A 26,986-nucleotide genomic window follows, 5' to 3' on the forward strand; every position below is an offset into this window, starting at 1 on the left:
TCGGCAGTGCACCCATCAAATCGAAACCGACGACTCACAGAGCGACCGGACCGAATGAAGGGGGCGGCCCAGCTGCGCGCCGACGGAACAGTCGTGGCTGCGGGCGATCACACCGAGCAGCAATGCAATGTCAACGCCTGGGCCACTCGACCACAGATGAACTGAAGTCCAGCGTGCCCGGTAATCGGCCGTCGATCACACGTTGAACCTAAACTCAACCACGTTCCGTAGCCGAATAACCTCAGCTTGCGAACTCGGCAAAGCCGTCTCACCCGACAAAACGGTCATCGCTCATGCGTGACAGTAACGTCGGGGAAAAGCGATCGTCACAACCTGGGACCGTCGTTCCGATCCCAATCGACGGGACCCAGCGCGATAGTAGAGTCGGTCCACTCGTCGGACGTTCCTGGCCACGTCGTGGGCGGTTCGGCACCGGCATACCGATACTCTCCAAAGCGACCAGTCCCCCCGATCCCGAGCACCCAGCCTGACGGCAAACGACGCCACGCTCGCCACTTCTTCTTGTCGTTCGTCGTCTGAACAACGATGCCGTGCTGATCTGGTAAGCCCCACTTCGACACGGGGCTGACCACCATGTCGGTGAGGTCATCCCAGAACGTCTCTCCCCGCCGTTCGTACCGGAGAGCCTGGGCAGTATGGATGAACTGCAGAGCGCGTTTAGTGCCGTCGAACTCTCTACGGTCGAGTTGAGCCCCCGTTTCGTCAACCCCGGCCTGACCTGAAAACATCTCCAGGGCTGCGAGCCGATCAGCTTCGAGTTGCTCGCGTCGGGTCACGTCGTGTCGGAAGTCGCGCATCTCTGACAGCGCTCCCCTAAATGTTGTTGCTCGCGCCACGTGGTTGTAGCGGCCGGTCAGTTCCTTCGCCCAGCGCACAGATCCGTCTAGCCCCGCGGAGACTCCTAAGCGTGCACGTAGTGGCATCTCTTCGTTTGTCCACAGGAGCCGCTTCAATATCACTTCAATGGCGGCGTAGAACGCCACTGCGTAGAGGTAAGGGAACATCGCGAATGGGAGCCACACTGATAGCGCCAACGGAGCCAGTAGGTCGGGCCAGACGAGCTCGTCCCACTTGTTCAAGGTCTGGGCGGTGGTCCATGCGAGCAGGCCCAGTCCGATCAGCACGAGCGGGATCGAGAAACACCCGAGTACTCGTTGGCCCTTCTCGTCGCGCTGAGCAAAGGCCGTCATCGCCGCCAGGAGAAAGATGACCGGTTGCGCGATCAGCTCGCCCCACAGAGGCAGCGATTCCAAGTTCAGGTAGAACAGGAACAGCGTGGACAGCGTGAGGGTCTCGCGACGGACGTGATCGAGGATCTCAACGCCGGACTTCGCTTCTATGGATTTGAAGAGGAGCGGGAAGCCAACACCGACCACGATGACGACGGTGTCCTTCAATAGCTCCATGTGCCAGATGCCGAGGAGCCATGCGAGCCAGACCCACAGTGCGGCCCAAACGACGAAGAGCCCAAAGACGCGGAGCACCGCCCATTTGAAGAGAGAGCACGCAACAGAACCGAGAGCAGGGAACACGATGCCACGCCATTTAGGCAATACCATGGCGAGCACGACCAGCAACGCGATCAAGATCACGGACGCAAGTTCACGATTATTCAGCATGTTTGCCCAAGCCACTTGTCACTACGGGTTTTGCCCAATCGTATCTAGGCACACCGACAACTGTCGGATCCCTTAACGGGCACTCAAGACCGCTGAGGGCCGAGGAAACTCTACAACTTTCCCAGCGGTCAGGTTCGCGGTAGCAGCGCTTTGCCTGAGCGCAACTGCGAGGAAACCAATCTTGCCTAAGACCTCTCCGACAGAGTCTCTGTATCGTGCGTTCGCACTAGTGCGCGCTGAAGAACTAGCGACAGCCACCGCTAACAGAAGTTGGAGCGCAAATCTAAATTCCACCAATTTACGGCACGGAGCAACCTCTCACGCCCAGAGGGCTGGGGGCAAGCTCCGTCAGCGGGAAGGATCAGAGCGGCGCGCGCTTGTGCGCGTCCACGATCTCGCTCAGCCACTTCGTCAAGGGCTTGATGGCGCGGTGCTGGCCTGACGTCGAGCCGAGGTGCTGCCGCAGCAGCGCCGACGGAACGTGCGGCTTCGCCTTGCCGGACTTCTTGCGGTCCGAGTTCCAGCCCTTCGCACCGAGGTGTGCCGCCATCGCCTCGCGACCGGAGGCTCCAGTCGCGAAATCCTCCGCGGTCTCCTTGCTTACCTCCCCGGTCTCGTCGGGGCCGAGCATTCTCGCCAGCTTCTCCTGACCGACCACGTCGAGGAGCAGGCCTTCGAGATCGGAGCTCAGCACGAACGCGTCCCATGGCTGCAGAATCGTGTTGAGCTCCTCCTGGTGCTCGAGCGCAGCCTTGAGGGTCGTCACCCGTCTGTCCGCCAGATCGCGCAGGCCGTTGAGGAACAGCGTGGACGGCTTCGGGTCCTTGCCCTTCAGGATCTCGACCAGGGCACGCTTGTTGTCGCCGCTCTTGTGGACGCCGTCCTTGTCCGTGAGCACGTAGGCGCGGACGCCGAAGAGCTGAGCGAGCCGGAGCAGGTGCGAGATCGTCGTGATCCCGGATGCCTCGATCACCGCGATGCCCAGGGCATAGTGGCCGCCCGGTCCACCGGTGATGCTCTCCAGCAGGTAGTCGATGACGAGCTTGTCGCCGTGGCCCTCGACCAGGATCACCGAGCTGGCGAACACGAGCTCGCTGTTTGTGGCGTCGCAGTAGCGCGTCAACCGTCCTTCTTCATCGACGGCCAGGTCCGGCTTCAATGCCGAGTAGGTCATGCCCTCCGGACTGAGCGGAAGTCGCGCGATCCTGGTGACCGAAAACGAGTCGACGAGCACCGGGCTGTGGGTCGTCACGAGCAGCTGCGCCTCCGCCGAGATGTCCTTCAGGATCTTGGCCATGGCTCGCTGCGTCTGCGGGTGGAGAAAGGCCTCGGGCTCCTCGATGGCGAAGATGACGTTGGTCCCCGCCTGCCTGCTCTTCGACGAGACGTAGCGAAGGATGCCGAGCACCAGGGCGGACTGGAATCCGGTGCCGCGCTCGGCAATCGGCACCACGACGTCGTCGTGACTGGTGATCACTGCTTCTCGGAGCATTCCGCGCAGCGCGTGCTGGGGCGCAGGCAGGTCGACTCCGAGGACCGGATCCTGGAAGGGCAGCTCGGTCGCCACCGAGTTCACCGACTCGCTGAGGACCTCCCGCACCAGATCCTCGACCGGCTCCATCACCTTCGCGAAGTCCTTCTGGAGCTGCGTGGAGCGGGAGTTGCCCGAACGGACGAGCACGCCCTCCAGGGTGTCGTGGAGCCGCGTCAACGACTGGTCTGCATCGCCCTGGTCGGCACTGCCCACCCTGATGGAGGGGATCTTCACGAAGTCGAACGACTGGAGCGCCCACTCGTAGATCTCGCGAGACCGCGCTTCCGTGCCCTTCCAAGTGCGATAGCTGATCTTGCCCTTCCTCGAGCAGGTGATCTGGACCCAGAACGTCCCATCGCGGCCGAGCGTGCCGTCCAGCTCGGTGGCCTCTGCTTGCGAGAGGCCACCGAAGTGGACCTTGATGCTCGACAGCATCCTGGGGCCGCCGTCGACGTAGTAGTCGTTCAGCGGCTTCAGCCGCCTGAAATCGTCCGACGTCGGATCCGAGAAGAAGGTCTCGAGCACACGGATGAACGACGACTTGCCTGCGTTGTTCGGTCCTGCGATGAGCTGAAGGCTCGGGTCCACGTCAAGCGACAGCGCCTTGAAGCCCAGGAGGCGCTCGATGTGGACCTGTTCGATGTGCATGACGTCAGCCTAGAAGTTGGGCCGCGTCTGGTGCCGGCGGCCGGAGTGCACGAAGCGATGAGTCGTCGTTCAGCCTTTGGCAGACGTTAAAGTACAAAACGAAATTCCACCGCTTCACCGTCAAGTGCCTCGTATGCGGCGCGCATTTCGTCTGTCACGTCAATCCCTGCGTTCTCGATCTGCCTCAGCGTCGGCTGTCGCCCGTTCGTGTGAGCACTGTACTGAGACACTGCTTCGACGTCGTTCGCGCTGACCTCACGAGCGAAGGCCAAATCGAAGGTCTGAAACTCGAAGACGAGGAAGACCGCAGTGTCGAAGTCGAAGCTACGAAACGGGCTGAACTTGCCAGCCTTGCCAGCAGTCCGCCCACCCATCGCCTTGACCTGAATCCTCCGGCCGCTGGGATCGGTGACGTCATGTGACTTCGTTGAGTTCGGCTCAAGAACTCCTCCACGAGCCGCAAGGACCACCTGTTCGGCGATGTCTCCCAGAGGCTTGTTATTGGTGCGCACCAAGCCTCGCTGGCGAAGCTCCTCGACTACGCTTGCTTCCACCTGGAGCAGCTCCCGTACGTGGAGCCTCGAGACGTCGGGCAGCATCGAGCTACTTCTTCCCGCCAGAGGTTAATCCGCTACGGAACTCCACAACGTCTCGATCAGTCTGCATCATTGGGCATCCTTCGAATGACATCGTTCACAATGCATTGGGTCACATCCAGTAGTTCTCTACAGAGGCTCGTGATGTCATCGACATTCCGATATCTTCGAATGTTCTCGAGGCGCTTTCTTGCCGCCTCCGCGGGCTTAGTGACATCCAGTTCATGCGCGATCTCGTTTCGGGCGCTGAACGCCTTCTCCAGAAGGGAGGATCGAGTCTTCGTCGACCCGATCCGTTTTCTCAGATCGCCGTCGACTACGCCGAGAGCGCCCGCAATCTCAGAAACGCGGTCCGCCGACTGAGCGCTATTCGACTCCAGTGCGTAAATCCATCTTCCAACCATGATTTCTCGGGGATCTTTCCCCTCCCCTAAGAGGACGCGCACCAGATCCTTTGCCCGCACGGCACCATCTACGTCGCCAATCTGGGTCTCGGCGAAATCGCTGAGCTTCTTCGATACGCCTTGGTCCGATTTCGCTAGCAGGGGTAGCGCTTCAGCGACCAGCCTCTTGAGTGCCGTGTCCAATCCTGCACCGCAGAACAAAAGTGCAGATCGTAAGCAGTCAACCGCCTCCGATGTAAACTTCCCACGCACAGCCTTACCCTCGGCGGTCTTGCGAAGCGAGTTCATCGTGTAAGCCATCGCGATCGCCGACTCCGCGGAAGACCGAGCCGCACCGATCGCAACCTGCACCTCAGGAAGGTTGCCCCAGGCGCGCGGGTCCGGCTCTGTGAGGTTCGAAAACTCGAAGCCCCAGAGCGACTCCTCGGCGTCCTTCGCCGAGATCACTTCTTACCGCCAGACGTTAGTCCGCTACGGAACTCCACCACGTCCCCGTCCTGCATGATGTAGTCCTTGCCCTCCATGCGCACCTTGCCCGCAGCCTTGGCCTCAGCCATGGAGCCCGCAGCCAGCAGGTCGTCGAAGGACACCACTTCGGCCTTGATGAAGCCCCGCTCGAAGTCCGTGTGGATCACTCCGGCGGCCTGCGGCGCCGTCGCACCCTTGCGCACGGTCCAGGCCCGGGATTCCTTGGGACCCGCGGTCAGGTAGGTCTGCAGGCCAAGGGTGGAGAATCCCACCCGCGCCAGCTTGTCCAGGCCGGATTCCTCCTGGCCGGACATCTCCAGCATCTCGCGGGCCTCCTCCTCGGAGAGCTCGACCAGCTCGGACTCCAGCTTGGCGTCCAGGAACACGCACTCAGCCGGGGCGACCAACGCAGCCAACTCGGCCTGGCGCTCAGGCGAACCCAGCACGCCGTCGTCGGCGTTGAACACGAAAATGAACGGCTTGGCGGACAGCAGCGTCAGATCCCGCAGCTGCTCCATGTCCAGGTCGGAAGCGCGGGAGAACACCGTGTGCCCCTCCCCCAGCACCTCAGCCGCCGCCTGATAAGCCGACAGCTTGGCCGGATCGGCCTTCTTGATCCTGACCTGCTTCTCCAGGCGCGGGATCGCGTTCTCCAGCGTCTGCATGTCCGCCAGAATCAGCTCGGTGTTGATGGTCTCGATGTCTGAGGTCGGGTTGACCGCGCCGTCCACGTGGATCACATCCGGATCCTCGAACGCGCGCACCACCTGGGCAATGGCGTCGGCCTCACGGATGTTGGCCAGGAACTGGTTGCCCAGACCTTCGCCCTCAGACGCACCCTTGACAATGCCCGCGATGTCCACGAAAGACACCGTGGCCGGGACCTCGCGCTCCGAACCGAACACGGAGGCCAGCTGCCCCAGCCGTTCATCCGGCAGGTTCACCACACCCACGTTGGGCTCAATGGTGGCGAACGGGTAGTTCGCCGCAAGCACGGTGTTACGGGTCAGCGCGTTGAAGAGGGTCGACTTGCCGACGTTGGGCAGTCCCACAATTCCAATAGTTAAAGCCACGGGAGCCGAGTCTACCGGCCACCACCCACAGCACAGGAACGACGACGGCGACACCGATCGCAGGGCTGGGCCCTTCCCCGACACACACCACCCCGCACCCATGTCATCTGTCACGGGTAGGTCATGACACTTGCCGCATCCGCGCGGGCAGGAACCCACGCAGGATTGATGCATGAACACACCAGCGGTCCAACTCATCGACCTCCACAAGACGTTCTCCACCCGTGGTGGCAAGGTACGCGCCGTCGACGGTGTGGACCTGGTCATCGAAACCGGCGAGATCGTGGCCTTCCTTGGCCCCAACGGCGCAGGCAAGACCACCGCCCTGGACATGGTCCTCGGCTTCACCACCCCCACCTCCGGCCAATGCCTGGTCTACGGCTCCGAACCGCGCAAAGCGGTCCGCGACGGCCGCGTCTCGGCGGTCCTGCAGACGGGCTCCCTGCTCGATGACCTCTCCGTGCGGGAGACGGTGGCCATGGTCGCCTCCCAGCACGGCGTGCACCTCCCCGTGGACGAAGCGCTGGAGCGGGCCGGAGCCACGAACTTCGCCCACCGCAAGGTCTCCAAGTGCTCGGGCGGTGAACAGCAGCGTCTGCGCTTCGCCCTGGCACTGCTGCCCGAACCCGATCTGTTGATCCTGGACGAACCCACGGCCGGCATGGACGTCAACGCCCGCCGCGACTTCTGGGCAGCCATGCATGCCGAAGCCGAACGCGGCCGCACCATCGTCTTCGCCACGCATTACCTGGAGGAAGCCGAACAGTTCGCCGACCGGATCGTCGTGATCACCGACGGCCGCATCCTGGCCGACGGCACCACCGAAGAGGTGCGCGCCTTGGGCGGCTTCCGCACCGTCTCCGTGCGTTGGAACGACGACGACGGCGACCCCACCGCCGCGCTGGCCGACATCCCCGGGGCCGAAACCGTCCAGGTCCACGGCGGCCGCACGGTGTTCACAGGGCCGGACACGGACGCCATCGCCAGGCACCTTCTGACCCGCACGTCCGCCAACGACTTGTTGATCGTGCAGGTTCCGTTGGAAGAGGCGTTCATCGGCCTCACGCACAAAACCACCGACCAGGCGTCCACGGAGCAGCAGTCCGTAGAAGGAGCACAGCAGTCATGAACACCCAGACCATCCCCGGCAACTCCGCCCCGTCGTCGTCGCCCGCGCGACCCAACGCCTTGGTGGGGATCCTCAAGTACGCGGCCTTCGACTTCCGGCGGCAACTGCGGATGTTCGAAAGCCTGTTCTTCATCATCGTGCTCCCGGCCGCACTGTTCATCATGTTCGGTTCGATCACCAGCTACGGAGACTTCCCCGCCGGGCACGGCACGGTTTCCGGGTCGATCGCCACCTCCATGGCCGTGTACGGCGCAGTCACGGCCACCACGAGCATCGCGGGTTCGGCCGCCGTCGAACGATCCCAGGGCTGGGGGCGTTTGCTGGCACTGACCCCGATGGCCCAGTGGCAGTACGTGGTCGCCAAGGTCGTGGTGGCCCTGGCCATCGCTGTCCTCCCCGTGGTGGTCGTGTTCGTCGTCGCCTCGATGACGGGAGCTGAACTCGGATCCCTGGGCATCTGGCTCTCGGCGGGCGCACTGAGCGTCCTGTGCTCCACGATGTTCGCCCTCTACGGCCTGTTCTTCGGCCTCATGTTCCGCTCGGAAGCGGCTGTCGGAGCCGCCGGCGGCCTGCTGGTGGTCCTCGGATTCTTCGGCAACCTCTTCACCCCGCTGTCCGGGACCATGCTGGAAATCGCCAAGTTCACCCCGCTGTACGGCATCCACGGTCTGGCCACCTGGCCGCAGATGGAAGGGGAACTGATGTCCTCCATGGGTGAGGCGCTCGATCCGGACACGTTGGGGATGCTGGTCACTAGTGTGGTGGTGTGGACCGTGATCTTCGGGCTGATGGCCCTCCTGGCTGCACGCCGGGGAACTCGGCGCGCATGAGCGACGACGCGACGTGCCCTCGGAAGGAGGACCCCTGGGGTCGTCCGCCCGAAGGCCTGCTCTACGCCTTGGGGTACCCCTCGGTCTGGTTGATCTTCCTGCTGTTCCCGATCGTCGGAACCTTGAGTTCCCAAGCCCCTCTGGGCTGGCGGATCCTCTCCCTGGCGGCACTGACGGTGTTCGGTTTCGCCTACGCGGCGTCCTGGTGGTTCACGCGCCCGATCCGGTCGCTGGGTCCCACGGGCAACACATTCGCCTGGACTCTCCTGCTGGCGGCCCTGTCCGCTGCCACCGCCCCCGCCATCGGCCTCAGCGCCCTGAGCACCGGCCCATTCCTGGTCGCCTGCCTGGCATTCAAGCTCCGGCCCAAGGTCTACGTGCCCGCGGTCCTGGTGCTCCTGGTCATCTACCTTGGCCTCGCCGTGTGGGCGGGTCCGCCGTTGAGCTACTGGGTCCCGCCCATGATGCTGGGCTCCACCTTCCTGATGGCCGGGATCTCCGTCATGATCGACCGGGAGGACCGCTCGCGGCAGCTGACCCACGAACTGGAACTCGCCCGCCAGCGGGAGAGCATCGGCCGGGACGTCCACGACCTTCTGGGCCACTCTCTGACGGTCATCGCTGTCAAGACGGAGCTGGCGCGCAAGCTGCTCGACCGCGATCCCGCGCGAGCTGCTGCCGAACTGGAGTCGATCCTCGACCTGTCACGCGAGGCCCTCGGGGAAGTCCGCGCGACTGTGGGGCAACTGCGCACACCGGAATGGTCGGCGCAGGTGGCGTCGTCACGGACCGCACTGCGGGCGGCACAGATCGACGCCGACCTCCCGGGCTCCGCCGTCGAAATCCCGGCCGAACAGAAGCCGCTCCTGGCCTGGTGTCTCCGGGAAGCCGTGACCAACGTGGTTCGGCACTCTCGGGCATCCCGCTGCGTGGTCGAAGCGGGTTCCGGATATCTGACGGTCACCGACGACGGACGCGGCATCCCGTCCGATCGCGGTCAGGGAAACGGCCTGCGCGGTATGAAGGAACGCGTGGAAGAGGCTGGCGGTAGCCTCAGAATTGGCCCGTCACCTGATGCCCACCACTCCCCCGGAACCCGACTGGAGATCACCCTGCCGTGAGCGACCCCATCCGTCTGTTGCTGGCCGACGACCAGGCCTTGGTGCGCGGTGCCCTGGTTGCACTGTTGTCCCTGGAGGACGACCTGGACGTGGTGGCCGAGGTGTCCTCCGGGACGGAGGTCCTTGACCAGGTCAAGGCGCAGCGCGTGGACGTCGCGCTGCTGGACATCGAGATGCCGGGACGCGACGGCATCGACGCCGCCCGCGACATCGCAGCTTCCGGGCTGCCGTGTCGAAGCCTGGTGGTCACCACGTTCGGCAGGCCGGGGTACCTGCGCCGGGCTCTGGATGCGGGGGCCAGCGGCTTCGTCGTCAAGGACACCCCCGCGGATCAACTGGCCGAGGCGGTGCGTTCCGTCCACGCAGGGCGAAGGGTGATCGACCCCAGCCTGGCCGAAGAATCCCTGGTCTCCGGATCCAACCCGTTGACGGACCGCGAGCGCGATGTGCTCCGCGCGGCCTTGGACGGTCACGCCGTCAAGGAACTGGCCGCCCGCTTGAGCCTGTCACCCGGAACGGTGCGCAACCACCTGTCCTCGGCCATCGGTAAGACCCACACCGCCAACCGGACGGAAGCGGCGCTCAAAGCGCGCGAGAACGGGTGGTTGTGAGCGTCGCTTAGGTTGTCCGAGGTCACTGGCAACCTGGGGACATGGAATCGAACGCCCTGACTCTGTTGCTCCTGCCCCTGGTGCTGTTCGCTGTGGGTGTGGTCGCGGGGGTCGTGGTCGGGTGGGTCCTGGGCCAGCGCAAGGCCAATCAGTCCGACGACGCCACGCTGGGACGGTTGGAAGCGTTGACGCAGTCCAACCAGCAGCTGGCCACGGAGCACGCCGCCGCCGTGGAGGCCGCGCGTCTGCAGACCTCACGGGTTCAAGAGCTGGAAGAGCGGGCCGCACAGGACCAGGACATGCTCCGTGCGTTGGCCCCGCTCACGGACCGGATGCGGCAGATGCAGGACCACGTGACCCGTCTGGAACGCGACCGCTCCCAGCAGTTCGGGGACGTCTCGCGCGCCCTGCAAGCCGCTCGGGAATCGGACGTGAAGCTCCAGCAGGTCACCGGCGCCCTGGAAGGATCCCTGCGGTCCAACTCCGCGCGGGGAGTGTGGGGAGAGATGCAACTCCGGCGCGTGGTGGAGGCAGCCGGGATGCTCCGCCACGTCGATTTCACCGAGCAACTCACAGTGACCACGGAGCAGACGCAGGTGCGTCCGGACATGGTGGTCCACCTACCCGGTGACCAGCAGATCGTGGTGGACGCCAAAGCTCCCCTGGCCGCCTACCTGGAAGCTCAGGAAATCAGTGACCCGTCGGTCGCCGGCGCACGTCAACGCTCCGAGCAGCTGACACAGCACGCCAAGGCCGTGCGGGCCCACGTGGATGCGCTGGGCAAGAAGAAGTACTGGGATGCCCTGCCTGGTTCTCCGGACCTGGTGCTCTGTTTCATCCCCGTGGAATCAGCGCTTGCCGCGGCCCTGGAAACCGACCCCACGTTGTTGGACCACGCGGCGGCACGAAAGGTCGCCCTGGTCTCCCCCGTGTCCCTGTTGGCCTCACTGAAGGCCGTGGCCTTCTCCTGGCGGCAGGAGACCCTGGCACAGGACGCCACGGAACTCCTCCGACTGTCCCGCGAACTCTACGACCGTCTGGGCACCATGGGCGGCCACCTCAGCAAGATGGGCGGCTCCATCCGCCGCAGCGTGGAGCAGTACAACCAACTCGTGGGCTCCCTCGAACGACGGGTACTCCCCACAGCCCGCAAGCTCAACGACCTGGACCCCACCGCCGGCGACGACGAACGGCTGGTCACCTCCGCCGTCGAAATCCAGCCGCAGGCGATCACCGCACCCGAACTACTGAGGGACCTCCCGGACTCCTGAACGCGAAGTGTGGATCTGGTCGGGAGGGCTCAGAAAACTCAGCGGTTGGGGCGCGCTCCGCGGCCACCCAGGTTGCGGTCGGCGTCACCATCCGCAGTCAGTCGCGCGCGCAACTCCTTGGGCAGGGAGAACAGGATGTCCTCCTCAGCGGTGACCACTTCCTCGATCTCCCCATAGCCGTAGTCGGCCAGCAGAGCCAGGACGTCACGCACCAGCACCTCGGGCACGGAGGCCCCGGAGGTCACGCCAACGGTGGCCACGCCTTCAAACCACGTTTCATCCACCTGGTTGGCGTTGTCCACGCGTTCTGCGCGGTCGGCACCGTATTCGGCAGCAACTTCCTTCAGCCTCACGGAGTTGGAGGAGTTGGAAGAGCCCACCACAATCACCAGGTCCGCACGCGGTGCGATCTCCTTGATGGCACCCTGCCGGTTGGAGGTGGCGTAGCAGATGTCATCCGAAGGCGGATCCTGCAGGTTGGGGAATCGTTTGCGCAGACGCGTCACGGTCTCCAGCGCCTCGTCCACGCTCAACGTGGTCTGGGAGAGCCACACCAGGTTGTCCGGGTCATCCACCTCAATGGTGTCAGCGTCCTCGGGGCTGTTGACAATGATGGTCTGATCCGGCGCCTCGCCGTAGGTGCCCTCGACCTCCTCGTGCCCCACGTGCCCGATCAGCAGAATCTGCTGGCCGCGCTTGGCAAAGCGCACTGCTTCCCGGTGCACCTTGGTCACCAATGGGCAGGTGGCGTCAATGGTCTCCAGGTTTTTCTCCGCTGCAGATTGCACCACTGCAGGTGAGACACCGTGAGCGGAGAACACCAACAGGGAACCCTCCGGAACCTCGTCCACTTCCTCCACGAACACCGCACCCTGTGCTTCCAGGGTCTCCACCACGTGCTTGTTGTGCACAATCTGCTTACGCACATACACGGGAGCCCCGTAGTGCTCCAGGGCCTTCTCCACAGCGATCACGGCACGGTCAACACCGGCGCAGTACCCACGGGGTGAGGCCAACAGGACCTTCTTGGGGCCGTCCACGGGCGCTGCAGCAGCAACGTCTTCCGGGGTGCGGCGGAGACGCGGAACTGACGGCATGGCAAGTGCTACGGGCGTGGACATGTCCCCCATCGTACGGGGTCACTGCTGACAGGTAACCTGCTGAGCCAAGCCGTGATGAGGATCGCAGAAACCTACGCTTCAGCAGCCAGACGGGGCCCTCTGCCGAGTTGTGCCACCTCAGATCTCCACCACGCGGCGTCGTCGTTGATCTTGGGTGAGCGTGTGTCCCGTTTCCCAACTGTCCCGTGAACAGGAGCGCCACAGCAGCCGAGCGGCGGCCAGCAGCGCCCCCACGACGGCGACCGCCACCCCTCCCCACAGCCACGGCGCCAGGGTGTGGTCCATGCCCGTGAGCAGAATCTGGAAGACCCGTTCCACCAGACTGCGCCCCACGTCCTGCAGGTCTGGTGAGGCCAGGACGGTGGACGTCAGCTCCTGAGCACCACGCTGGGCCACCGCTACCGCAGTGGCCGCACCCACACCGGCTCCCACGAGGACCCATTCCCGGTGGCGGCTCAGCAGCACAGCCAACACCAGGGCGGCCACACCGCCCCACAGCAACAGCGGTGCCTGGACGGTGGAATCGGCAATGGTGTCAAAGGCAGGGCCTGTGGCTGAATCTCGCACCACAATGATTCCGTCCTGACCGCCCAGCCCCTCCTGGTCGCGCAGATCCAGATTCAGGCGCACGCCCAGCGTGTCTTGCAGCCGGTCCTCGATGTGGGACTCCAGCGACCCCACCACGGGCGCCACGTACAGCTCCAGGTCCTCCGGAGCGCCGTCCCCAGAAGTTTCCGGCAGGGAGCCTGCAGGTTCAATGTTGATCTGGTGCGTGGTCAGCAGGACGTCATTCCAGTCATCCACGTACTGATCGGAGTCAACGTATTCGCGGATGTAACCGGCGATGCGGCGATCTGCCATGTCCTTGAGGGCTCCACTGAAGGGCACCGCCCCCAGGTCTTGGCCCTGGACGGCATCCGAGGCCTGGGTCACGGCAGTGTCCGTCAACTCCTGCTGCAGAGATTCATCGTGGGCGAGTTCCTGGGAGATCTGCGCAAACCCGTCCCTGTCCACCAGAGAATCCTGCAACCACTGGAGAGTCACACCGACCACCACGGCAGCGGCTCCAGCCAGCGCCAGGACGCACCCCAGAACCGTGCGCAGCATTCCCACCCAGCCGTGCTGGCGGCGGGACCGGGAACTCTTCAGCTCTGATTCGCCCAACGGGGCCTCCGAACATGACGGGGATGACGTGCGGGGTCTGTGACAAGCCCATGGAACGCACGGTCTGCCAACCTCCAACAGCTGCCACCCTACGCGGAACCTCTGGCCGTCTCCGCTCCACAGCCACCTCTTGCCCATACCTGTTGGAGCTTGCCCACGGACTCGTCATTTTTCTGCGCGGATCAGCGGTGGGCTGTCCGTGCAGGGTGGTAGGCATGTGTTCATGAGTTCTGACGACGCCGATCAGCCCGCCCAGGAGCGCACCCTCCCGCCGCGCGCTGGACTCACCACGCCGGAGAATCCTTGGCCGTTGCGTCTGCTCTCCGAGAACCTCCACGCCTACATTGCCCGCTGCGACCCCACCTGGGTTGAGGGGCAGGTGGTGGAACTGAACCAGCGCGCCCGGGTGACCTACTTGACCTTGCGGGACGTGGACGAGGAAGTCTCCGTGCCCGTCACGCTGTTCGCCCGTGAAATGGCCCAGATGGAAACCCCACTGGAACGCGGGATGCGCGTGGTGGCGCAGATCAAACCAGACTTCTGGACCAAGACCGGTCGGCTGTCCATGATCGGACAGGGTGTCCGGCCCGTGGGCCTGGGCGATCTGCTGGTCAGGATCGAACGTCTGCGCCGGGCCTTGGCGGACGAGGGCCTGTTCGATGCCGAGCGCAAGAAACCCCTGCCACCCTTGCCGCAGCGGGTTGGCCTGATCACCGGGCGCAATTCAGATGCGGAAAAGGATGTGGTCCGCAACGCTCGGCTGCGGTGGCCCGCCGTCGAATTCGAAATCCGCAATGTGGCCGTTCAAGGAACCAGCGCCGTGCGCGGCGTCACCGGCGCTCTTGAGGAGCTCGACGCCGATCCCCGGGTGGACGTGATCATCATTGCACGCGGCGGTGGCGCCTTTGAGGACCTGCTGCCCTTCAGCGATGAATCCCTGATTCGGGCGGTGGCCGCTGCGCAGACGCCGGTGGTTTCCGCCATCGGCCACGAAAACGATCAACCGTTGCTGGATCATGTGGCAGATCTACGCGCCTCCACCCCCACGGACGCCGGTAAACGGGTGGTCCCTGACCTGGTGGAGGAACGAGCCAACGTGGCGCGTGCTCGTGTGGTGTTGGACCGGGCCGTGATCCAGTTCCTGGACCGTGAGCAAGCAGCTTTGGATTCCATCCGCTCCCGCCCCGTGTTGGATCAACCGGAAGGCATGATCTTGGTGCGGGAGGAGGACGTGGACCGCCTCCGGGAACGATCCCTGCGTACCGTGCTGCACCGTAGCGAACGTGAACAGGAGACCATCCGCCAGATGAAGCACCGCGTGCGTGCACTCTCCCCCCAGGAAACTCTTTCCCGCGGATACGCCGTGGTCATGACGCAAGACGGTGGAGTGGTCAAGGATTCCGCGCAGGTCAAGGTCCAGGACACCTTGGCCATCCGACTTGCCCTCGGTGAGGTCACCGCAGCGGTCACCCAGACCTCCCAACGCCAGCCAGGTGACGCGGCCACCTGAAGCAACTCCTCCACCCCAACCCGCTCCGGCGCCAGATGCGCGCCCGCCCAGACGCCCACTTGACCAGACAGCCAGTTGCACCCTCACATTCGTAGACAGGAACACCACCCATGAGCCCCAAGAAAGACACCCAGCAGCCCGCCACCGGACCAGACCTCTCCGACATCCAGAAGATGGGCTACGAGGAAGCACGCGAAGAACTGGTGCGCACCGTGGCCAAGCTGGAGGCCGGCGGCACCGCACTGGAAGAGTCCCTGGCCCTGTGGGAGCGCGGCGAAGCCCTGGCCAACAGGTGTGAGCAGTGGCTGGACGGTGCCCGCGAGCGCCTGGAAGCAGCACGCGAGCGCCGCGAAGAAGCCGAGGACCAGGGCTGACGCCCCGCTGAGCCACCCCTGGAGTCAGGGGCGCAGCCGCTCCAGAACCTCCAGCAGTTGGTCCAGGATGACCCGGCTTTCGCCCTGGTTGGCCGGGACCCATCCGATGCTGGCGTTGTAGTAGAGCCCGTCGCCCATGTGCAGAACAGCATTGGCCACAGCGGGCTCGCCCAGGTCAGTCAACAGGAGGTCGTACCAGCGGGCCTTGAGGTCCTGCAGGGCTTCCCGGGCGGCGTCCTCACCACCTTGGGCCAGGCGGGAGACGGCCACGATGGCCAGGTCGATCTCCGACCCCGCCCACACCGAGTTGCGCAGGAACTGCCGGGCGGCGCCTTCGGAGGATTCCGCCATGGATCTGCAGTCCTGGTCCCCCAGGGTTTTCATGTGTTCCAGCATGGCGTGGACCAGTTCCTGGCGACTGGCGAAGTGGTAGAGCAACCCACCCTTGGAGACCCCCGCCCTTGCGGCAACGGCCTCCAGGGTGGCGGCGCGTTCGCCGTCGTCCACCAGGATCGCCTGGAAGGCTTCCAGCGCGCGATCGCGGGCCACGGGTTTGCGTGCCACGGGTGAACTCCTTGTCTTCCACTGGGGGTCGGGGCCGACTTTGAGCATACGGGGCGCAGCTGGCCACGGTGGTGGCCAACGGCACAGCCTCCCGTCATTGCCTTACCTCCCCCCAAACTGTACCGTCTGGTCGGTACAGTATTGGCGCTTTGACGGCGCATCACCCTTTGTCACCCGTGGGGAGGTATTCATGTCCACAGCATCCACCGGCACCCAGCAGACAGGCACGGTGCGCACCGCGCAGCCTGAGCAGCCGCGCAAGATCCATCCGTGGTTGGCCCTGGCAGCCCTGATGTTCCCGGTGCTCACCGTCTCCGTGACCACCACCGCACTGAGTTTTGCCCTGCCGGACATTGCCGCTGACCTGCGCCCCACGGCCACGCAGCTGCTGTGGATTGTGGACGTCTACCCCCTGATCCTGGCAGGTCTTTTGATCCCCATGGGCACCGTGGGCGACCGTGTGGGCCGCCGTCTGCTGCTGATCATCGGGTCCCTGGGGTTTGCAGGCGCCTCCGTGTTCGGCGGACTGGCCACCTCCGCAGAAATGCTGATTGCCGCCCGCGTGGCCATTGCCGTGTTCGGCTCCATGCTCCTGCCTGCCACACTGTCCCTGATCCGCGTGATCTTCGACGACGACGCCGCCCGCCGCACCGCCATTGCCATCTGGACGGCGGGATTCAGCGCCGGCGCGGCCCTTGGACCCATTGTGGGCGGATCCCTGATGCAGGTCTTCAGCTGGCACGCAGCAGTGCTGGTGGCCGTTCCCGTGTGTTTGGGCTTTGCCGTGGTGGCGCCTTTTGCCCTGCCGGAGTCCAAGGACCCGCGCCCCGGGAAACTGGATGTGGTCTCCGCGTTCCTGGCCATTCTGACCATGACGCCCATTGTCTACGGCATCAAGACCCTGGCCACGGGTGGTCAGGTGCTCAACGGCGTGGTGGCCATTGTGTTCGGCCTGGCCGTGGGTGTGATCTTTGTGCTACGCCAGAACCGCCTGGCCAACCCCATGGTGGAGCTGGCGCTGTTCCGCAGCGGCCGGTTCACCGGTGGTGTGCTGGTGAACATCATGGGCAACCTGGTGCAGTTCGGTTTCCTGTTCTTCATCACCCAGCACTTGCAGCTGGTGGCAGGTCTTGATGCCTTCACCGCCGGTCTGCTGATCATTCCGGGCATGACCCTGGCCATCCTGTCTGGATTGTTCGGGGCACGCTGGGCCGGTCAGGTGGGTGCGCGCACGGTGGTTGTCACCGGCCTTGTCCTCTCCGCAGCCGGTTATCTGGTGGTTGCGGCCACCGTGAACAACGGCTCCTGGCCCATGGTGGTGGCCTACTGCGTGTTGGGTCTGGGCATTGGTTTTGCCACCACCCTGTCCACCGAGCTGGTGGTGGGTTCCGTACCGGTTGAGAAGTCCGGTGCTGCATCTGCCATCTCGGAGACCGGGTACGAGGTCGGAGCGGTTCTGGGCACCGCTGTGGTGGGTGGCCTGGTGACCGGGTTCTACCAGGCGTTCCTGGCCGTGCCCGCCAACGTGGACTCAGCCTCCGCGGCTGCTGCTCGCGAGACCCTGGGCGGCGCCCACTCCGTGGCTCAGACCATTCCGGCAGGTGCCGATCTGACGGCTGCGGCCTCATTGGCTTACAACCAGGCGATCTCCCTGACCGGTGTGTCCGTGGGGATCACGGTCCTGGCCTTCACCGTCCTGGTGTTCTGGCTTCTGCGCACACCTCGCAAGGTCATGGAACTGGACACCCGCACCGGTCAGCTGACCATGGTCCCTGCTCCGGGCGCGCAGAACTGAGCCCACACCTTTGAGCATGGATAAAGGCGCCACAGAAGGTCTGTGGCGCCTTTATCCATGCCCAAAGTTCCCGAAGGTAGCCGGCTCAGAGCACCTGCTGGTACCCGGAGAGGAACTCCTCGATCCGGTCCAGGGCCGTGTCCAACTGCTCCACAGGCGGTAGGAATACCAGCCGGAAGTGGTCCGGGGTGTTGAAGTTGAACGCCGATCCGTGGCTGACCAGGATCTTCTGTTCCTTGAGCAGATCCAGCGCAAAGCGTTCATCATCCGTGATGTTGAACTTCTCCACGTCCAGTTTGGGGAACAGGTACAAGGCACCGTCAGCGGGTTCGCAGCTCACCCCGTCAATCGCGTTGAGACGCTCAAAGGCCAAATCACGCTGAGCCTTGAGCCGACCGCCAGGCAGGATCAGATCATTGATGGACTGATACCCGCCCAATGCGGTCTGAATGGCGTGCTGGGCCGGGACGTTGGCGCACATGCGCATGTTGGCCAACAGCTTGATGCCCTCCAGGTAGGACTCCGCCTTCCAGTTGGGGCCTGTGATGGCCATCCACCCTGAGCGGTAACCCGCCACCCGATAGGCCTTGGACAGCCCGGAGAAGGTCAGGCACAGGACGTCTTCCCCCGTGAGGGTGGCCAGGTTGATCATCTGGGCGTCGTCGTAGGTGATCTTCTCGTAGATTTCATCGGCAAAGATGATCAGCTCGTGTTCCTTGGCGATCTCCACAATGCCCTTGAGGGTTTCGCGGGAGTACACCGCGCCGGTGGGGTTGTTGGGGTTGATCACCACAATGCCGCGGGTGCGCTCCGTGATCTTGGAACGGATGTCCTCAAGGTCCGGGTTCCAGCCATCGGTTTCATCGCACACGTAGTGGACGGCCGTACCGCCGGAGAGTGTGGTGGCTCCGGTCCACAGCGGATAGTCCGGGGAGGGCACCAGGATTTCGTCCCCGGGGTTGCACAAGGCCTGCAGCGCCAGGGTGATCAGTTCGGAGACACCGTTGCCCAGGAAGACCTCGTCCACGGAGAGGTTCATGATGCCCTTGGTCTGGTAGTACTGCACCACGGCCGTGCGGGCGGAAAAGATGCCGCGGGAATCCGAGTAGCCCTGCGCGTAGGGCAGGTTCTTGATCATGTCCACCAGCACCGCATCGGGTGCCTCGAAGCCGAACGGTGCTGGGTTGCCGATGTTCAGACGCAGGATCCGGTGACCGGCGTCCTCCATCTTCTCGGCCTGTTCCAGGACCGGGCCTCGAACGTCATAGCGGACATTGGCAAGCTTCTCTGATTGCGTAACCTTCTTGGGCATGCTTTCACGATACCCCCGGGTGGGCGCTGCCCCGTCCGCGCCCGATCACCGATCCCTCCCGCGCCGAGTCACCTGCCGCCAGCCACCAGCCAGGTCACGGCTGGACGGTGCCGTACCAGTAGCTCGCGGCGTCCTCGGGCGAGTACGGGGTGGAGGCCGTGGTCATGCGGGTCAACAGCACCAGGGCATCCGTGTCCAACCGGCCCGTGATGTTGTTGACCTCATCCACAGCGCTGCGTGGCAGATCCGCACCGGCCACGGGGATCACCCGTTCCGGCACCAGCGCATCCCGGTTGTCATCCAGCACCTTCAAGGAGTTGTCCCCCACGGCTGGCGACGCTGAGAGGATGCCCGCCACATCGATCTCACCGTCCAGCAAGGCCTGGGTGACCTCCTGCAGGGAGTTGTAGTCCTTCACCTCGCCAGGGGTGCAGTTGTAGGTGTCCTCCACGGCAGCTGACGTCACGGCGGCTTGGTCCTCACCGGTGAGCGCGCCGAACTTCAGGTCCGAACAGTGCCTGGAGAGGTCCGCAATGGAGTTCACGGACAATTTGGCCTGAGTGGCTGAGGTGACTGCCAGGACCCGTTTGTTCTCCGCCGGCGCCGGATTGAGCATCTGGACATCGGCGGGCAGTTGGTCCGCCAGCGCTGCCTCCACGTCAGCATCGGTGACCCCCTGCTGACCTTGCCCCAGCAGGTTGGCCAGGGAGTTCACAAGATTCTCCGTGGTTCCGGGGGTGGAAGGCGATGCAGAGGCCGTGGTGGCTGTGGGATCAGCGGTCGAGGTTGCCGCCGGGCTCGGCTCGGTGCCGCGCAATTCCAGGTAGAGATCCCCGGTGTAGTCCGGATAGAGGTCGATCTCCCCGTCCTCAACGGCTTGCAGGTACCCCGCCCGGCCGCCTTCCACTTCCTTGACCTCCACCTGCGCGCCCGAATCCTCCAGAGCCAACGCCCACACCTCAGCCACGGTTCGGCTTTGCTGCGTGGGGCCCATTCCCACCACAACGGTGCTCGCCTCACCGCTACCGGTGGCCGTGGGCTGCGGATCGGCAGCGTTGTCCTGATTGCACGCGGTCAGTGCCAACAGCCCCACGGCAGCCAGGGCTGCAGCACCACGACGACGACGGCCGTGCGCAAGCTTGCTGAATGCAGCTGTGTTCATGCCGTGGCTCCTTGTTCCGTGGCCGCTGTGCGTTGTTCTGTACCTGCTTTGAGTTGTTCCGGGGCCAAGCCCAGCTCCTCGGTGTTGTGGCCTGCCAGATCCAGGCCCACCCGCACCAGGTCCAGCACCGGTAGATCTTTGAGATCAGTCAGGGGAATCCACCGGGCGTCGTCGGAGGACCCGCCCACCTCCGGAGTCAAGGTGCCGCCGTTGACGGTGGCCCGGTAAATCACTCGCAACGCATGCAGGTGCCCTTGACCGGCGGACTGGCGCAGTTCCGGGGCGATGTAAAAGCTGCTGACACCCAGAAGTTCTTGTAATTCCACAATGTGCCCGGTCTCCTCGAAGACCTCACGAACCGCTGTCTGCTCGGGTTGCTCGCCCAGTTCCATGCCACCGCCGGGCAAGGTCCAGGAGGGCTGCAACGCGGCGATCCGCGGCACCCAGCGGGAGAGCAGAATGCTGTCACCTTCCACCATCACGGCATAGGCACCCGCGCGTGTGTCCATGGGCGTCTGGGGTGACTGCGTGGCAGTGGGCGGGGCTGGCTGAGCTGCCGGTGGTGGGGCCATGCGCACCAGTTTAGGGATGCTGCCTGGTTGGGCTCGATAATGGGTTCGTGAGCATTGTTGACAACGCCGTGTACAAAGCTGGACGCCGGGTGGCCTCCCCCGCCTCTCTGGAAGAAACTTTCCAACTCTTGAGGGAGCTGGATCACCAATCCGCCGGTGACCATGAGTGCTACCCCACTCCACACACTCCCTGCACGGACGTTGACCACCATCACGAACACTCCGCCCTGGCCTGGATCGGGCTCTACCGTCCCGCCAAGGCGGAGATCCTGGCACTCAAGGAGCAGTTCGGTCTGCACGATCTGGCGGTGGAGGACACCGTTCTGGCACACCAGCGCCCCAAGACCGAACGCTACGGTCAGACGCTGTTCACCGTGCTGCGCCCGGCCTCTTACCACGAGGCCGATGAAGCCATCCGCCTGGGTGAAATCCATGTGTTCACCGGACCCAACTTTGTGATCACCGTGCGGCACGCCGAAACCAATGGGGTGGGCAAGGTCCGCCACCGTGCGGAACGTGAACCGCAGCTGCTGGCACGCGGCCCGGAGGCGGTGCTGTACGCGCTGATCGATCAAGTGGTGGATGACTACTTCCCCATTTTGGAGGCCGTGGAAGATGACACCGACCAGATCGAGGACAGCCTGTTCTCCGGGGAGTCAGATGTGTCCCAGCGGATCTACGAGTTGGCGCGGCAGGTCAATATTTTTCACCGCGCAGTGGCTCCCCTGACCCTGCTGGCCGATCAGTTCGAGGCCGGATTCAACAAGTGGCACACGGATCAAGAACTGCAACACATGCTCCGGGACGTCCGCGACCACGTGCTGGTGGTCAACTCCCGTGTGGAGTCCTTCCGCGCCCAACTCAATGACGCCATGCAGTTGGACGCCACCTTGACCGCGGCCCGCCAGAACGATGCCGCCATGGAACTCAACGAACAAACCAAGAAGATCTCCGCCTGGGCCGCCATCTTGTTTGCCCCATCCATGATCGGCTCCATTTACGGGATGAACTTCCAGCACATGCCGGAACTCAGTTGGGAGTACGGCTATGCCTACTCACTGGTTCTCATGCTGGCGGTCGGGGTGGTGCTGTACGTGGTGTTCAAACGCAAGGACTGGCTGTGATGGGCTGACCGGGCACTGCCACAGTCAGCCGAGCATTGCGCTCACCCTCGACGACGACGCGCCGCCTTACGTTCTGCAACCTGCTGCGCGCGAGCAGCCACCTTGGCGTCACGGCGAGCCAGCACTTCATCCACCGTTTCTTTGCGTGCTCCATCCGCCAGGCCCTTGCGGTTACGGATGATGCGCTTGATCACCCACCACAGCACAAACACCACCACGGCCACGTACACCACGTTGGAGAACACCCCGGCGTACTGCTCTGCAATGTGCCACTGGGAGCCCAGGAACCATCCGGCGAGCACAAAAATGGTGTTCCAGATCAGGGAACCCAACAGGCTCAACCCCACGAACATGCCGATCTGCATTCGCTCAATGCCCGCTGGAATGGAGATCAGGGACCTGAACAGCGGGATCATGCGGCCAAAGAAGATGGTGTAGGGGCCGTATTTGTCGAACCAGTCCTCGGTGCGTTCAACGTCGTGGATGTCCACCAGCGGCATCTTGTCCACGATCAGGTACAGACGACGCCGCCCCAGGGCTGCCCCCAGCCAGTACAACGCGATGGCACCCACAATGGAGCCCAAGGTGGTCCAGAACAGGGCCTCCCACAAGGTGAAACCACCCTGGGCGGCGGTGAAACCGGCCAGCGGCAGAATGATCTCGGAGGGCAGCGGAGGGAACAGGTTCTCCAAGGCCACCAACAACCCCGCACCTGGTGCCCCAATGGCTTCCATGACATCCACCGCCCAGCCGGCAATACCGGTCAGCCCCGATTCTTCGGAAACGGACTGTGCGGGGAGGGCGGCGGGCGTCGTCGTCAATGCGGTGGCGACCGTGGAGGTGAGAGTTGGTGAGGCCATGGGGCTCCTTGACGGTGAATGCGGCGGGTGCTGCCGGGCGGTACCAAGTTGACGTGGAGGCGGGCTGCGTAGGGTGTCCGTGTGGACCTCTTGGCGAATGCGAGCACAACCATGCCGAACATGGCGTCCTGGGAATTCTGGCTGGGAATCCCAGCACGAATCCTGCTGATCTTACTGATCGCCGGCGTTGCCTCCGCGGCGATCCGGTTGATCATCCACCGAATAGTGCGCGGAATCGAGCGCGGAACCCGCTCCCGGGTGATCCGCAAACTGGATTCGGGAGCGGCCCGGTGGGTGGAGGACGCCGGACTGGCGCGGCAGAGGCAGGCTCAGCGGGCCAAGACCGTGGGTTCCGTCCTGGCTTCTGTGGCCACTTTGGCGGTGTGGGCCATTGCCCTGTTGATGATCGTGTCCGAACTCGGCTTCAACATTGCTCCGGTGATCGCTTCGGCGGGCATTGCGGGTGTGGCGTTGTCTTTTGGTGCGCAGTCTCTGGTGAAGGACTACCTGTCAGGGATCTTCATGGTGGCCGAGGACCAGTTGGGCATCGGGGATGTGGTGGACCTGGGGGAAGCCACCGGCACGGTGGAGGACGTTGGCCTGCGCGTGACGCAGGTGCGGGATGTCCAAGGGACGCTGTGGCACGTGCGCAACGGGGAGATTCTGCGCGTGGGCAATTCCTCCCAGGGGTGGGCTCGCGCGGTGTTGGACGTACCCCTGCCCTATGACGCCGACCTGGACTCCATGACCACACTGCTGCGCCAAACCTTGGCCGGGATCAAACATGACCCCGACGTGGGCGAATACGTCCTGGATGACCCCGAGGTCTGGGGCGTGGAGTCCCTGACCGGCGAGTCAGTGACGGTGCGTGTGGTGGTCAAGACCGCCCCGGCCCAGCAATGGGCCGTGAGCCGAGTGCTGCGTGTGAAGGTCAAGAAGATGCTGGACCAGCACGGTCTCTCCGTCCCGCTGCTCAACCAGACCATGGTGCGCGGCGGCACGGCAAAGGACCTGTACGGGGGTGGAGGCGCAGGTACTTCTGCTGGGGCGGCTTCCGAGGACGGTTGAGATCATGGGGGACGTACGTTCTTCGGCCTGAAAACGTACGTCCCCCATGATGTTGTCTGGCTCAGGACCTCAGCGGCCCTTGCGCCCTCCCCCGCCACGCGTGCTGGGGCGGCCCGGTTTGGCGCCGCGGCGGGCCTTGCCACCGGCCAGGCGCTTGCCCTTCAGCTGATCTCCCCGGCTGGTGCCCTTGGCTGTGCGGGATGCTGTCTCCCCCGGCTTGAGTTTGGTGGTCCCGGCCTTGGCCTTGGCCCGCTTGGGCTTGGCAGTTTTCTGCCGGGTCGGCTGCGGATCGGTGTCCGTTCCCAGCTGAGTTGCCTGGCCACGGGAGCTGTCCTTCTTGCGTCCGCGCACCACCCCCACCAGGTCCTGGACCATGGCCTCGGTCTCCTCCTCCAGATCCTGGGGCCACACCACGACGACGTCGATACCCGGCAGGTCCTCCACCACCCGGTACGTCAGATCCTTGCGATGGAAGAACCTGGCAATGGACATGGGAACCACCGCCAGGCCGATGCCCGCAGCCACATATTCCATGACGTCCTCGGGACCGCGAGCTTCAAGGGGCGGGAGGGGTGCGCCGTCGTCGTCCGTGCCGGCACCCGTGGGTGAGGGGCGGTGTTCGGGAAGGTCGGTGAGGTCGTGGACCAGGCGTTCATCGGCAAGGTCGGTAATGCTGAGGTCGTCCAGGAGGGTGAGTTCGTGATCGATCGGCAGGACCGCCACCTGAAGTTCCTGGTAGGCAGGCACGGCGCGGTGGTGGCCGCGCAGCCCCTCCAGGTCCTGGCTGCCGGGCTTGGGGTGGGCCGGCAGGCGGATCAGGGCCACGTCCTGGGCCTGCCCCAACATCTGAGACCACGTACCCGATTCCACCTGGGTGTCCTGCAGGCGGGCGCCGGGCAGGCGGTCACGCCAGCGGTCGAACCACTTGGCGGGCATCATGCCGGTCTCGTAGGCAACACGCAGAGTGGGGCCGGTCTCCGTGAGCTCAGCGGCCTGGTCGGCCTCCACGGAGCCGACTTGTTCAGCGTCCGGGGTGTCCGTGGGCTCAACTGAAGTGTCCTGATCCATGAGCACCAGCGTAGTGGGCCGGGTGAACGCGCTCCGGCATGGTCCGCGAGTGGAGGGGCCCCGGGGTCAGGCGTAGCATGGGCCGCAACGCATCCGGTCAGCTGCCGGGGCGTGCGGGGCTATAGCTCAGTTGGTAGAGCGTTTCGTTCGCAATGAAAAGGTCAGGGGTTCGATTCCCCTTAGCTCCACTGCTTTCACCAGGGGGAAATACCCACGGTGTCGCTCGACCTACGGGTTTCATGTGTCACTGATGCGTCACGGCGCTGACCAGAGCGCCGCCAGTGGTCAGCGCACCCGATCCCTGGACTCGATCCTCTTCCGACCGGCCGGAGGACGTCACCTAACTCCTCGAGTGGGTCTAGCGTTCGGTAGCCAGGGAAGTAGCAACGCTCCGCATCGTTGTGTCGTGGCTGACGATGGTGGCATCGCGTCCGGAGGGGATCACTGACCCCACATGGATGGCGTCAAGGGCCTTGAGGAGACGTTCGATCGAATCCGCTACAGCCAGCACGCCTTCGGTGACCGGCACCAGGGCCAGGACGTCGAGAAGCTCGTCCCACCGAGACACAGGAAGACCCTCACGACGCAGCACCCGGGTCAGCTCGGTTCGCAGAATTCTGGACGAGACAACCGTGTGCTGGACGTCCGCAGTGGTGTGGCAGGTCGGTCGATCAGGCAGTACTAGGTACAGGTCATCAGTGCTGTCGACTGCAGCCCAGCGACTCCCCCACCCAGTAGGCTCCCGATCATGGACGGGAGAGCACACATCGGACAGGTCAGTGAGTGGGCCGACACGCTGGAGAACCACCGCCAATGGGTCCGGGGCCTGATCGCAAACCCCGGCACGGCCACAGCCTTCGACACCGACGTGGACACCAAGCTGGCCGTCGTCGGGGCCGTGGCCCAACAACTGGACCTGGAGAACACCACGGGGTAGCAGGCACTGGGCGTCGTGTTCGGGGACGCCCTCGGTATGGCCGTCGGTCTGCCGTGGGGTGAAATCACGGACGAGTACGGAACGGACCCCTGTCTGGTGGCCGATGCTCGAACCGACAGCGTGGTCTTTCCTCTCACCATGCTCTCGAAACGAGCCGAGCGTGGTGAACGCCTCGATCCCGTGAGCATCCGAAACCTGTTCGACGACGTCGGCACCGACGCCCTGCGGCTGAGCAGGCAAAGCTGACAGGACCAGTGGGATCTGCTGGAGCATTACCCGCGAGCCACGTACGCGGTGCTCGACGCCGCCGGACACCTGCTGCAGATCGAACGCCCGCGGCTCACGGAAGCCTTCATCATGGACTGGCTGGATCGGGTCGCAAAATCGTGAGTCCCTCGTTCACGGCGGCTGCGGCCTGCCGGTCGTCGTAGGTCAACAGGCGATCGGCCTCAACCGTCAGCGCCGTGGCGATGTGCAACGCGTCAAGCGTGCCCAGATGCTGCGCGGGTATCCGGGAGGCAAGGTGCAAGACGCCTTCGGTCAACCGCAGCACGGTGAACGGCCTCAGTACAGGTTCAACCTTGTCCTGGTCCACTCCGAGCCGAATGGCCAAACGGCGCAACTCCACGGTGGCAATCGTTGAGACCACCATGGGCTCCGCGGAACCCGCCAGTCGACTCAACTCGGCCCGGAGGAACGCAGACTCCGCTTCCTCCACCAGCAGTTTGGCCAAGGCGGAGGTGTCCAGCAGTATCACCGGTCGCCCCGCAGCTCCGCCAGCGCATCTGCTGTGGGCCGTGCCACATGGACACCGGTGGGAAATTCCATGGCGCCGCTGCCCTCCCGGACCACCAACTCCGCGAGCACTTGATGCGGTTGTTCGGTGATCGGTCTGATCACAGCCACAGGGACACCACGGCTGGTCACCCGGATGCTGGCCCCCTGAGCCACTTCACGCATGACCTTGGCGTTGTCATTGCGCAACTCGCGCTGGCTGATCGTCCTCATACGGCGAATGTAGCACTTCCGT

27 protein-coding genes and 1 tRNA gene are annotated in these 26,986 nt (G+C 64.3%); 13 read left to right on the forward strand and 15 right to left on the reverse strand.

Annotated elements, in window-relative coordinates:
- Nucleotides 1–326: 326 nt before the first annotated feature.
- The 5 genes from GTW58_RS08545 to ychF all read right to left on the reverse strand — a co-directional run bounded on the left by GTW58_RS08545 (nt 327) and on the right by ychF (nt 6,363).
- Nucleotides 327–1,613, reverse strand: coding sequence for a hypothetical protein (locus tag GTW58_RS08545; RefSeq protein WP_119932959.1), 1,287 nt, complete (start codon nt 1,611–1,613; stop codon nt 327–329).
- A gap of 388 nt (nt 1,614–2,001) precedes the next feature.
- Entirely contained in the window at nt 2,002–3,822 is a 1,821-nt protein-coding gene (locus GTW58_RS08550) for an ATP-dependent nuclease (protein WP_119932960.1), read from the reverse strand.
- A gap of 86 nt (nt 3,823–3,908) precedes the next feature.
- Nucleotides 3,909–4,421, reverse strand: coding sequence for a DUF6998 domain-containing protein (locus GTW58_RS08555; RefSeq protein ID WP_119932961.1), 513 nt, complete (start codon nt 4,419–4,421; stop codon nt 3,909–3,911).
- 56 nt (nt 4,422–4,477) lie between these two features.
- Nucleotides 4,478–5,269, reverse strand: coding sequence for a hypothetical protein (locus tag GTW58_RS08560; protein WP_119932962.1), 792 nt, complete (start codon nt 5,267–5,269; stop codon nt 4,478–4,480).
- A complete protein-coding gene (gene ychF / locus GTW58_RS08565; protein WP_119932963.1) occupies nt 5,266–6,363 on the reverse strand; it encodes a redox-regulated ATPase YchF in 1,098 nt (365 codons plus the stop codon). Before ychF ends, GTW58_RS08560 begins: the two co-directional genes overlap by 4 nt.
- A 172-nt stretch (nt 6,364–6,535) precedes the next feature.
- Here ychF and GTW58_RS08570 point away from each other — a divergent pair, with 172 nt between their 5' ends.
- Genes GTW58_RS08570 through GTW58_RS08590 form a run of 5 tightly spaced genes read left to right on the forward strand, consistent with a single transcriptional unit; the run spans nt 6,536 to nt 11,325 of the window.
- Complete coding sequence (locus GTW58_RS08570) at nt 6,536–7,492, forward strand: ABC transporter ATP-binding protein (RefSeq protein ID WP_119932964.1); 957 nt, start codon at nt 6,536–6,538, stop codon at nt 7,490–7,492.
- A complete protein-coding gene (locus tag GTW58_RS08575; RefSeq protein WP_232818036.1) occupies nt 7,489–8,322 on the forward strand; it encodes an ABC transporter permease in 834 nt (277 codons plus the stop codon). The genes GTW58_RS08570 and GTW58_RS08575 overlap by 4 nt, the downstream gene beginning before the upstream one ends.
- Nucleotides 8,319–9,443, forward strand: a complete 1,125-nt coding sequence (locus GTW58_RS08580) for a sensor histidine kinase (protein WP_119932965.1) — start codon at nt 8,319–8,321, stop codon at nt 9,441–9,443. The genes GTW58_RS08575 and GTW58_RS08580 overlap by 4 nt, the downstream gene beginning before the upstream one ends.
- The gene (locus GTW58_RS08585) at nt 9,440–10,054 is read left to right on the forward strand and encodes a response regulator transcription factor (RefSeq protein ID WP_119932966.1); all 615 of its coding nucleotides are present in this window, start codon (nt 9,440–9,442) and stop codon (nt 10,052–10,054) included. Before GTW58_RS08580 ends, GTW58_RS08585 begins: the two co-directional genes overlap by 4 nt.
- A 41-nt stretch (nt 10,055–10,095) precedes the next feature.
- Entirely contained in the window at nt 10,096–11,325 is a 1,230-nt protein-coding gene (locus GTW58_RS08590) for a DNA recombination protein RmuC (RefSeq protein ID WP_119932967.1), read from the forward strand.
- Nucleotides 11,326–11,363: 38 nt separating this feature from the next.
- Here the strand turns inward: GTW58_RS08590 and GTW58_RS08595 are convergent, their stop codons facing one another.
- Together GTW58_RS08595 and GTW58_RS08600 are read right to left on the reverse strand one after the other, a co-directional pair.
- Entirely contained in the window at nt 11,364–12,446 is a 1,083-nt protein-coding gene (locus GTW58_RS08595; protein ID WP_119933005.1) for a 4-hydroxy-3-methylbut-2-enyl diphosphate reductase, read from the reverse strand.
- 117 nt (nt 12,447–12,563) lie between these two features.
- Nucleotides 12,564–13,610, reverse strand: a complete 1,047-nt coding sequence (locus GTW58_RS08600) for a hypothetical protein (protein ID WP_119932968.1) — start codon at nt 13,608–13,610, stop codon at nt 12,564–12,566.
- 223 nt (nt 13,611–13,833) lie between these two features.
- On the opposite strand from GTW58_RS08600, the gene xseA reads away from it, so the two are divergent.
- A complete protein-coding gene (gene xseA / locus GTW58_RS08605; protein ID WP_119933006.1) occupies nt 13,834–15,120 on the forward strand; it encodes an exodeoxyribonuclease VII large subunit in 1,287 nt (428 codons plus the stop codon).
- Nucleotides 15,121–15,230: 110 nt separating this feature from the next.
- Nucleotides 15,231–15,494, forward strand: coding sequence for an exodeoxyribonuclease VII small subunit (locus tag GTW58_RS08610; RefSeq protein WP_119932969.1), 264 nt, complete (start codon nt 15,231–15,233; stop codon nt 15,492–15,494).
- A 24-nt stretch (nt 15,495–15,518) separates the two neighbouring features.
- Here the strand turns inward: GTW58_RS08610 and GTW58_RS08615 are convergent, their stop codons facing one another.
- Entirely contained in the window at nt 15,519–16,058 is a 540-nt protein-coding gene (locus tag GTW58_RS08615; protein WP_119932970.1) for a TetR/AcrR family transcriptional regulator, read from the reverse strand.
- 190 nt (nt 16,059–16,248) lie between these two features.
- Between GTW58_RS08615 and GTW58_RS08620 the strand changes: the two genes are divergently transcribed.
- Entirely contained in the window at nt 16,249–17,853 is a 1,605-nt protein-coding gene (locus GTW58_RS08620) for an MFS transporter (RefSeq protein WP_119932971.1), read from the forward strand.
- An 85-nt stretch (nt 17,854–17,938) separates the two neighbouring features.
- Here the strand turns inward: GTW58_RS08620 and GTW58_RS08625 are convergent, their stop codons facing one another.
- The 3 genes from GTW58_RS08625 to GTW58_RS08635 all read right to left on the reverse strand — a co-directional run bounded on the left by GTW58_RS08625 (nt 17,939) and on the right by GTW58_RS08635 (nt 20,899).
- Nucleotides 17,939–19,165, reverse strand: coding sequence for a pyridoxal phosphate-dependent aminotransferase (locus GTW58_RS08625; RefSeq protein ID WP_047691593.1), 1,227 nt, complete (start codon nt 19,163–19,165; stop codon nt 17,939–17,941).
- Nucleotides 19,166–19,259: 94 nt separating this feature from the next.
- Nucleotides 19,260–20,327, reverse strand: coding sequence for a glycine betaine ABC transporter substrate-binding protein (locus GTW58_RS08630; protein ID WP_119932972.1), 1,068 nt, complete (start codon nt 20,325–20,327; stop codon nt 19,260–19,262).
- On the reverse strand, nt 20,324–20,899 hold the full coding sequence (locus GTW58_RS08635) for an NUDIX hydrolase (RefSeq protein ID WP_280842293.1): 576 nt from the start codon (nt 20,897–20,899) through the stop codon (nt 20,324–20,326). Before GTW58_RS08635 ends, GTW58_RS08630 begins: the two co-directional genes overlap by 4 nt.
- 47 nt (nt 20,900–20,946) lie before the next feature.
- On the opposite strand from GTW58_RS08635, the gene GTW58_RS08640 reads away from it, so the two are divergent.
- Nucleotides 20,947–22,023: a magnesium and cobalt transport protein CorA gene (locus GTW58_RS08640; RefSeq protein WP_119932973.1), complete on the forward strand. Its 1,077-nt coding sequence runs from the start codon at nt 20,947–20,949 to the stop codon at nt 22,021–22,023.
- Nucleotides 22,024–22,064: 41 nt separating this feature from the next.
- Here the strand turns inward: GTW58_RS08640 and GTW58_RS08645 are convergent, their stop codons facing one another.
- Nucleotides 22,065–22,883 (reverse strand): DedA family protein, encoded by an 819-nt coding sequence (locus tag GTW58_RS08645; RefSeq protein WP_168023497.1) that lies wholly within the window; start codon nt 22,881–22,883, stop codon nt 22,065–22,067.
- A gap of 120 nt (nt 22,884–23,003) precedes the next feature.
- Between GTW58_RS08645 and GTW58_RS08650 the strand changes: the two genes are divergently transcribed.
- Nucleotides 23,004–23,951, forward strand: a complete 948-nt coding sequence (locus tag GTW58_RS08650; RefSeq protein WP_119933009.1) for a mechanosensitive ion channel family protein — start codon at nt 23,004–23,006, stop codon at nt 23,949–23,951.
- A 69-nt stretch (nt 23,952–24,020) separates the two neighbouring features.
- Here the strand turns inward: GTW58_RS08650 and GTW58_RS08655 are convergent, their stop codons facing one another.
- Nucleotides 24,021–25,019 (reverse strand): LysR substrate-binding domain-containing protein, encoded by a 999-nt coding sequence (locus tag GTW58_RS08655; protein WP_157980490.1) that lies wholly within the window; start codon nt 25,017–25,019, stop codon nt 24,021–24,023.
- Nucleotides 25,020–25,134: 115 nt separating this feature from the next.
- Between GTW58_RS08655 and GTW58_RS08660 the strand changes: the two genes are divergently transcribed.
- The 3 genes from GTW58_RS08660 (at nt 25,135) to GTW58_RS08670 (ending at nt 26,202) form a co-directional block, all read left to right on the forward strand.
- Nucleotides 25,135–25,207 (forward strand) — tRNA-Ala (locus tag GTW58_RS08660).
- 560 nt (nt 25,208–25,767) lie between these two features.
- A complete protein-coding gene (locus GTW58_RS08665) occupies nt 25,768–25,956 on the forward strand; it encodes a hypothetical protein (RefSeq protein ID WP_047691606.1) in 189 nt (62 codons plus the stop codon).
- Nucleotides 25,957–25,962: 6 nt separating this feature from the next.
- Nucleotides 25,963–26,202, forward strand: a complete 240-nt coding sequence (locus GTW58_RS08670) for a DUF3806 domain-containing protein (RefSeq protein ID WP_280842294.1) — start codon at nt 25,963–25,965, stop codon at nt 26,200–26,202.
- 109 nt (nt 26,203–26,311) lie between these two features.
- Here GTW58_RS08670 and GTW58_RS08675 read toward each other — a convergent pair whose 3' ends face one another.
- Both GTW58_RS08675 and GTW58_RS08680 read right to left on the reverse strand, forming a co-directional pair.
- Nucleotides 26,312–26,713, reverse strand: a complete 402-nt coding sequence (locus tag GTW58_RS08675) for a type II toxin-antitoxin system VapC family toxin (RefSeq protein WP_052209695.1) — start codon at nt 26,711–26,713, stop codon at nt 26,312–26,314.
- Complete coding sequence (locus GTW58_RS08680) at nt 26,710–26,964, reverse strand: type II toxin-antitoxin system Phd/YefM family antitoxin (protein ID WP_047691611.1); 255 nt, start codon at nt 26,962–26,964, stop codon at nt 26,710–26,712. Before GTW58_RS08680 ends, GTW58_RS08675 begins: the two co-directional genes overlap by 4 nt.
- Nucleotides 26,965–26,986: the final 22 nt, after the last annotated feature.

This window comes from Kocuria subflava (genome assembly GCF_012163155.1).
Taxonomy (GTDB): Bacteria; Actinomycetota; Actinomycetes; order Actinomycetales; family Micrococcaceae; genus Kocuria; species Kocuria subflava.

What these genes read in the sequence shown, in the direction of transcription:
- GTW58_RS08550 (WP_119932960.1), bottom strand. Translation starts at nt 3,822, where the DNA reads ATGCACATCGAACAGGTCCACATCGAGCGCCTCCTGGGCTTCAAGGCG.
- GTW58_RS08555 (WP_119932961.1), bottom strand. Translation starts at nt 4,421, where the DNA reads ATGCTGCCCGACGTCTCGAGGCTCCACGTACGGGAGCTGCTCCAGGTG.
- GTW58_RS08570 (WP_119932964.1), top strand. Translation starts at nt 6,536, where the DNA reads ATGAACACACCAGCGGTCCAACTCATCGACCTCCACAAGACGTTCTCC.
- GTW58_RS08575 (WP_232818036.1), top strand. Translation starts at nt 7,489, where the DNA reads ATGAACACCCAGACCATCCCCGGCAACTCCGCCCCGTCGTCGTCGCCC.
- GTW58_RS08580 (WP_119932965.1), top strand. Translation starts at nt 8,319, where the DNA reads ATGAGCGACGACGCGACGTGCCCTCGGAAGGAGGACCCCTGGGGTCGT.
- GTW58_RS08590 (WP_119932967.1), top strand. Translation starts at nt 10,096, where the DNA reads ATGGAATCGAACGCCCTGACTCTGTTGCTCCTGCCCCTGGTGCTGTTC.
- GTW58_RS08595 (WP_119933005.1), bottom strand. Translation starts at nt 12,446, where the DNA reads ATGTCCACGCCCGTAGCACTTGCCATGCCGTCAGTTCCGCGTCTCCGC.
- xseA (WP_119933006.1), top strand. Translation starts at nt 13,834, where the DNA reads ATGAGTTCTGACGACGCCGATCAGCCCGCCCAGGAGCGCACCCTCCCG.
- GTW58_RS08610 (WP_119932969.1), top strand. Translation starts at nt 15,231, where the DNA reads ATGAGCCCCAAGAAAGACACCCAGCAGCCCGCCACCGGACCAGACCTC.
- GTW58_RS08620 (WP_119932971.1), top strand. Translation starts at nt 16,249, where the DNA reads ATGTCCACAGCATCCACCGGCACCCAGCAGACAGGCACGGTGCGCACC.
- GTW58_RS08625 (WP_047691593.1), bottom strand. Translation starts at nt 19,165, where the DNA reads ATGCCCAAGAAGGTTACGCAATCAGAGAAGCTTGCCAATGTCCGCTAT.
- GTW58_RS08630 (WP_119932972.1), bottom strand. Translation starts at nt 20,327, where the DNA reads ATGAACACAGCTGCATTCAGCAAGCTTGCGCACGGCCGTCGTCGTCGT.
- GTW58_RS08635 (WP_280842293.1), bottom strand. Translation starts at nt 20,899, where the DNA reads ATGGCCCCACCACCGGCAGCTCAGCCAGCCCCGCCCACTGCCACGCAG.
- GTW58_RS08645 (WP_168023497.1), bottom strand. Translation starts at nt 22,883, where the DNA reads ATGGCCTCACCAACTCTCACCTCCACGGTCGCCACCGCATTGACGACG.
- GTW58_RS08650 (WP_119933009.1), top strand. Translation starts at nt 23,004, where the DNA reads ATGGCGTCCTGGGAATTCTGGCTGGGAATCCCAGCACGAATCCTGCTG.
- GTW58_RS08655 (WP_157980490.1), bottom strand. Translation starts at nt 25,019, where the DNA reads ATGGATCAGGACACTTCAGTTGAGCCCACGGACACCCCGGACGCTGAA.
- GTW58_RS08665 (WP_047691606.1), top strand. Translation starts at nt 25,768, where the DNA reads ATGGACGGGAGAGCACACATCGGACAGGTCAGTGAGTGGGCCGACACG.
- GTW58_RS08680 (WP_047691611.1), bottom strand. Translation starts at nt 26,964, where the DNA reads ATGAGGACGATCAGCCAGCGCGAGTTGCGCAATGACAACGCCAAGGTC.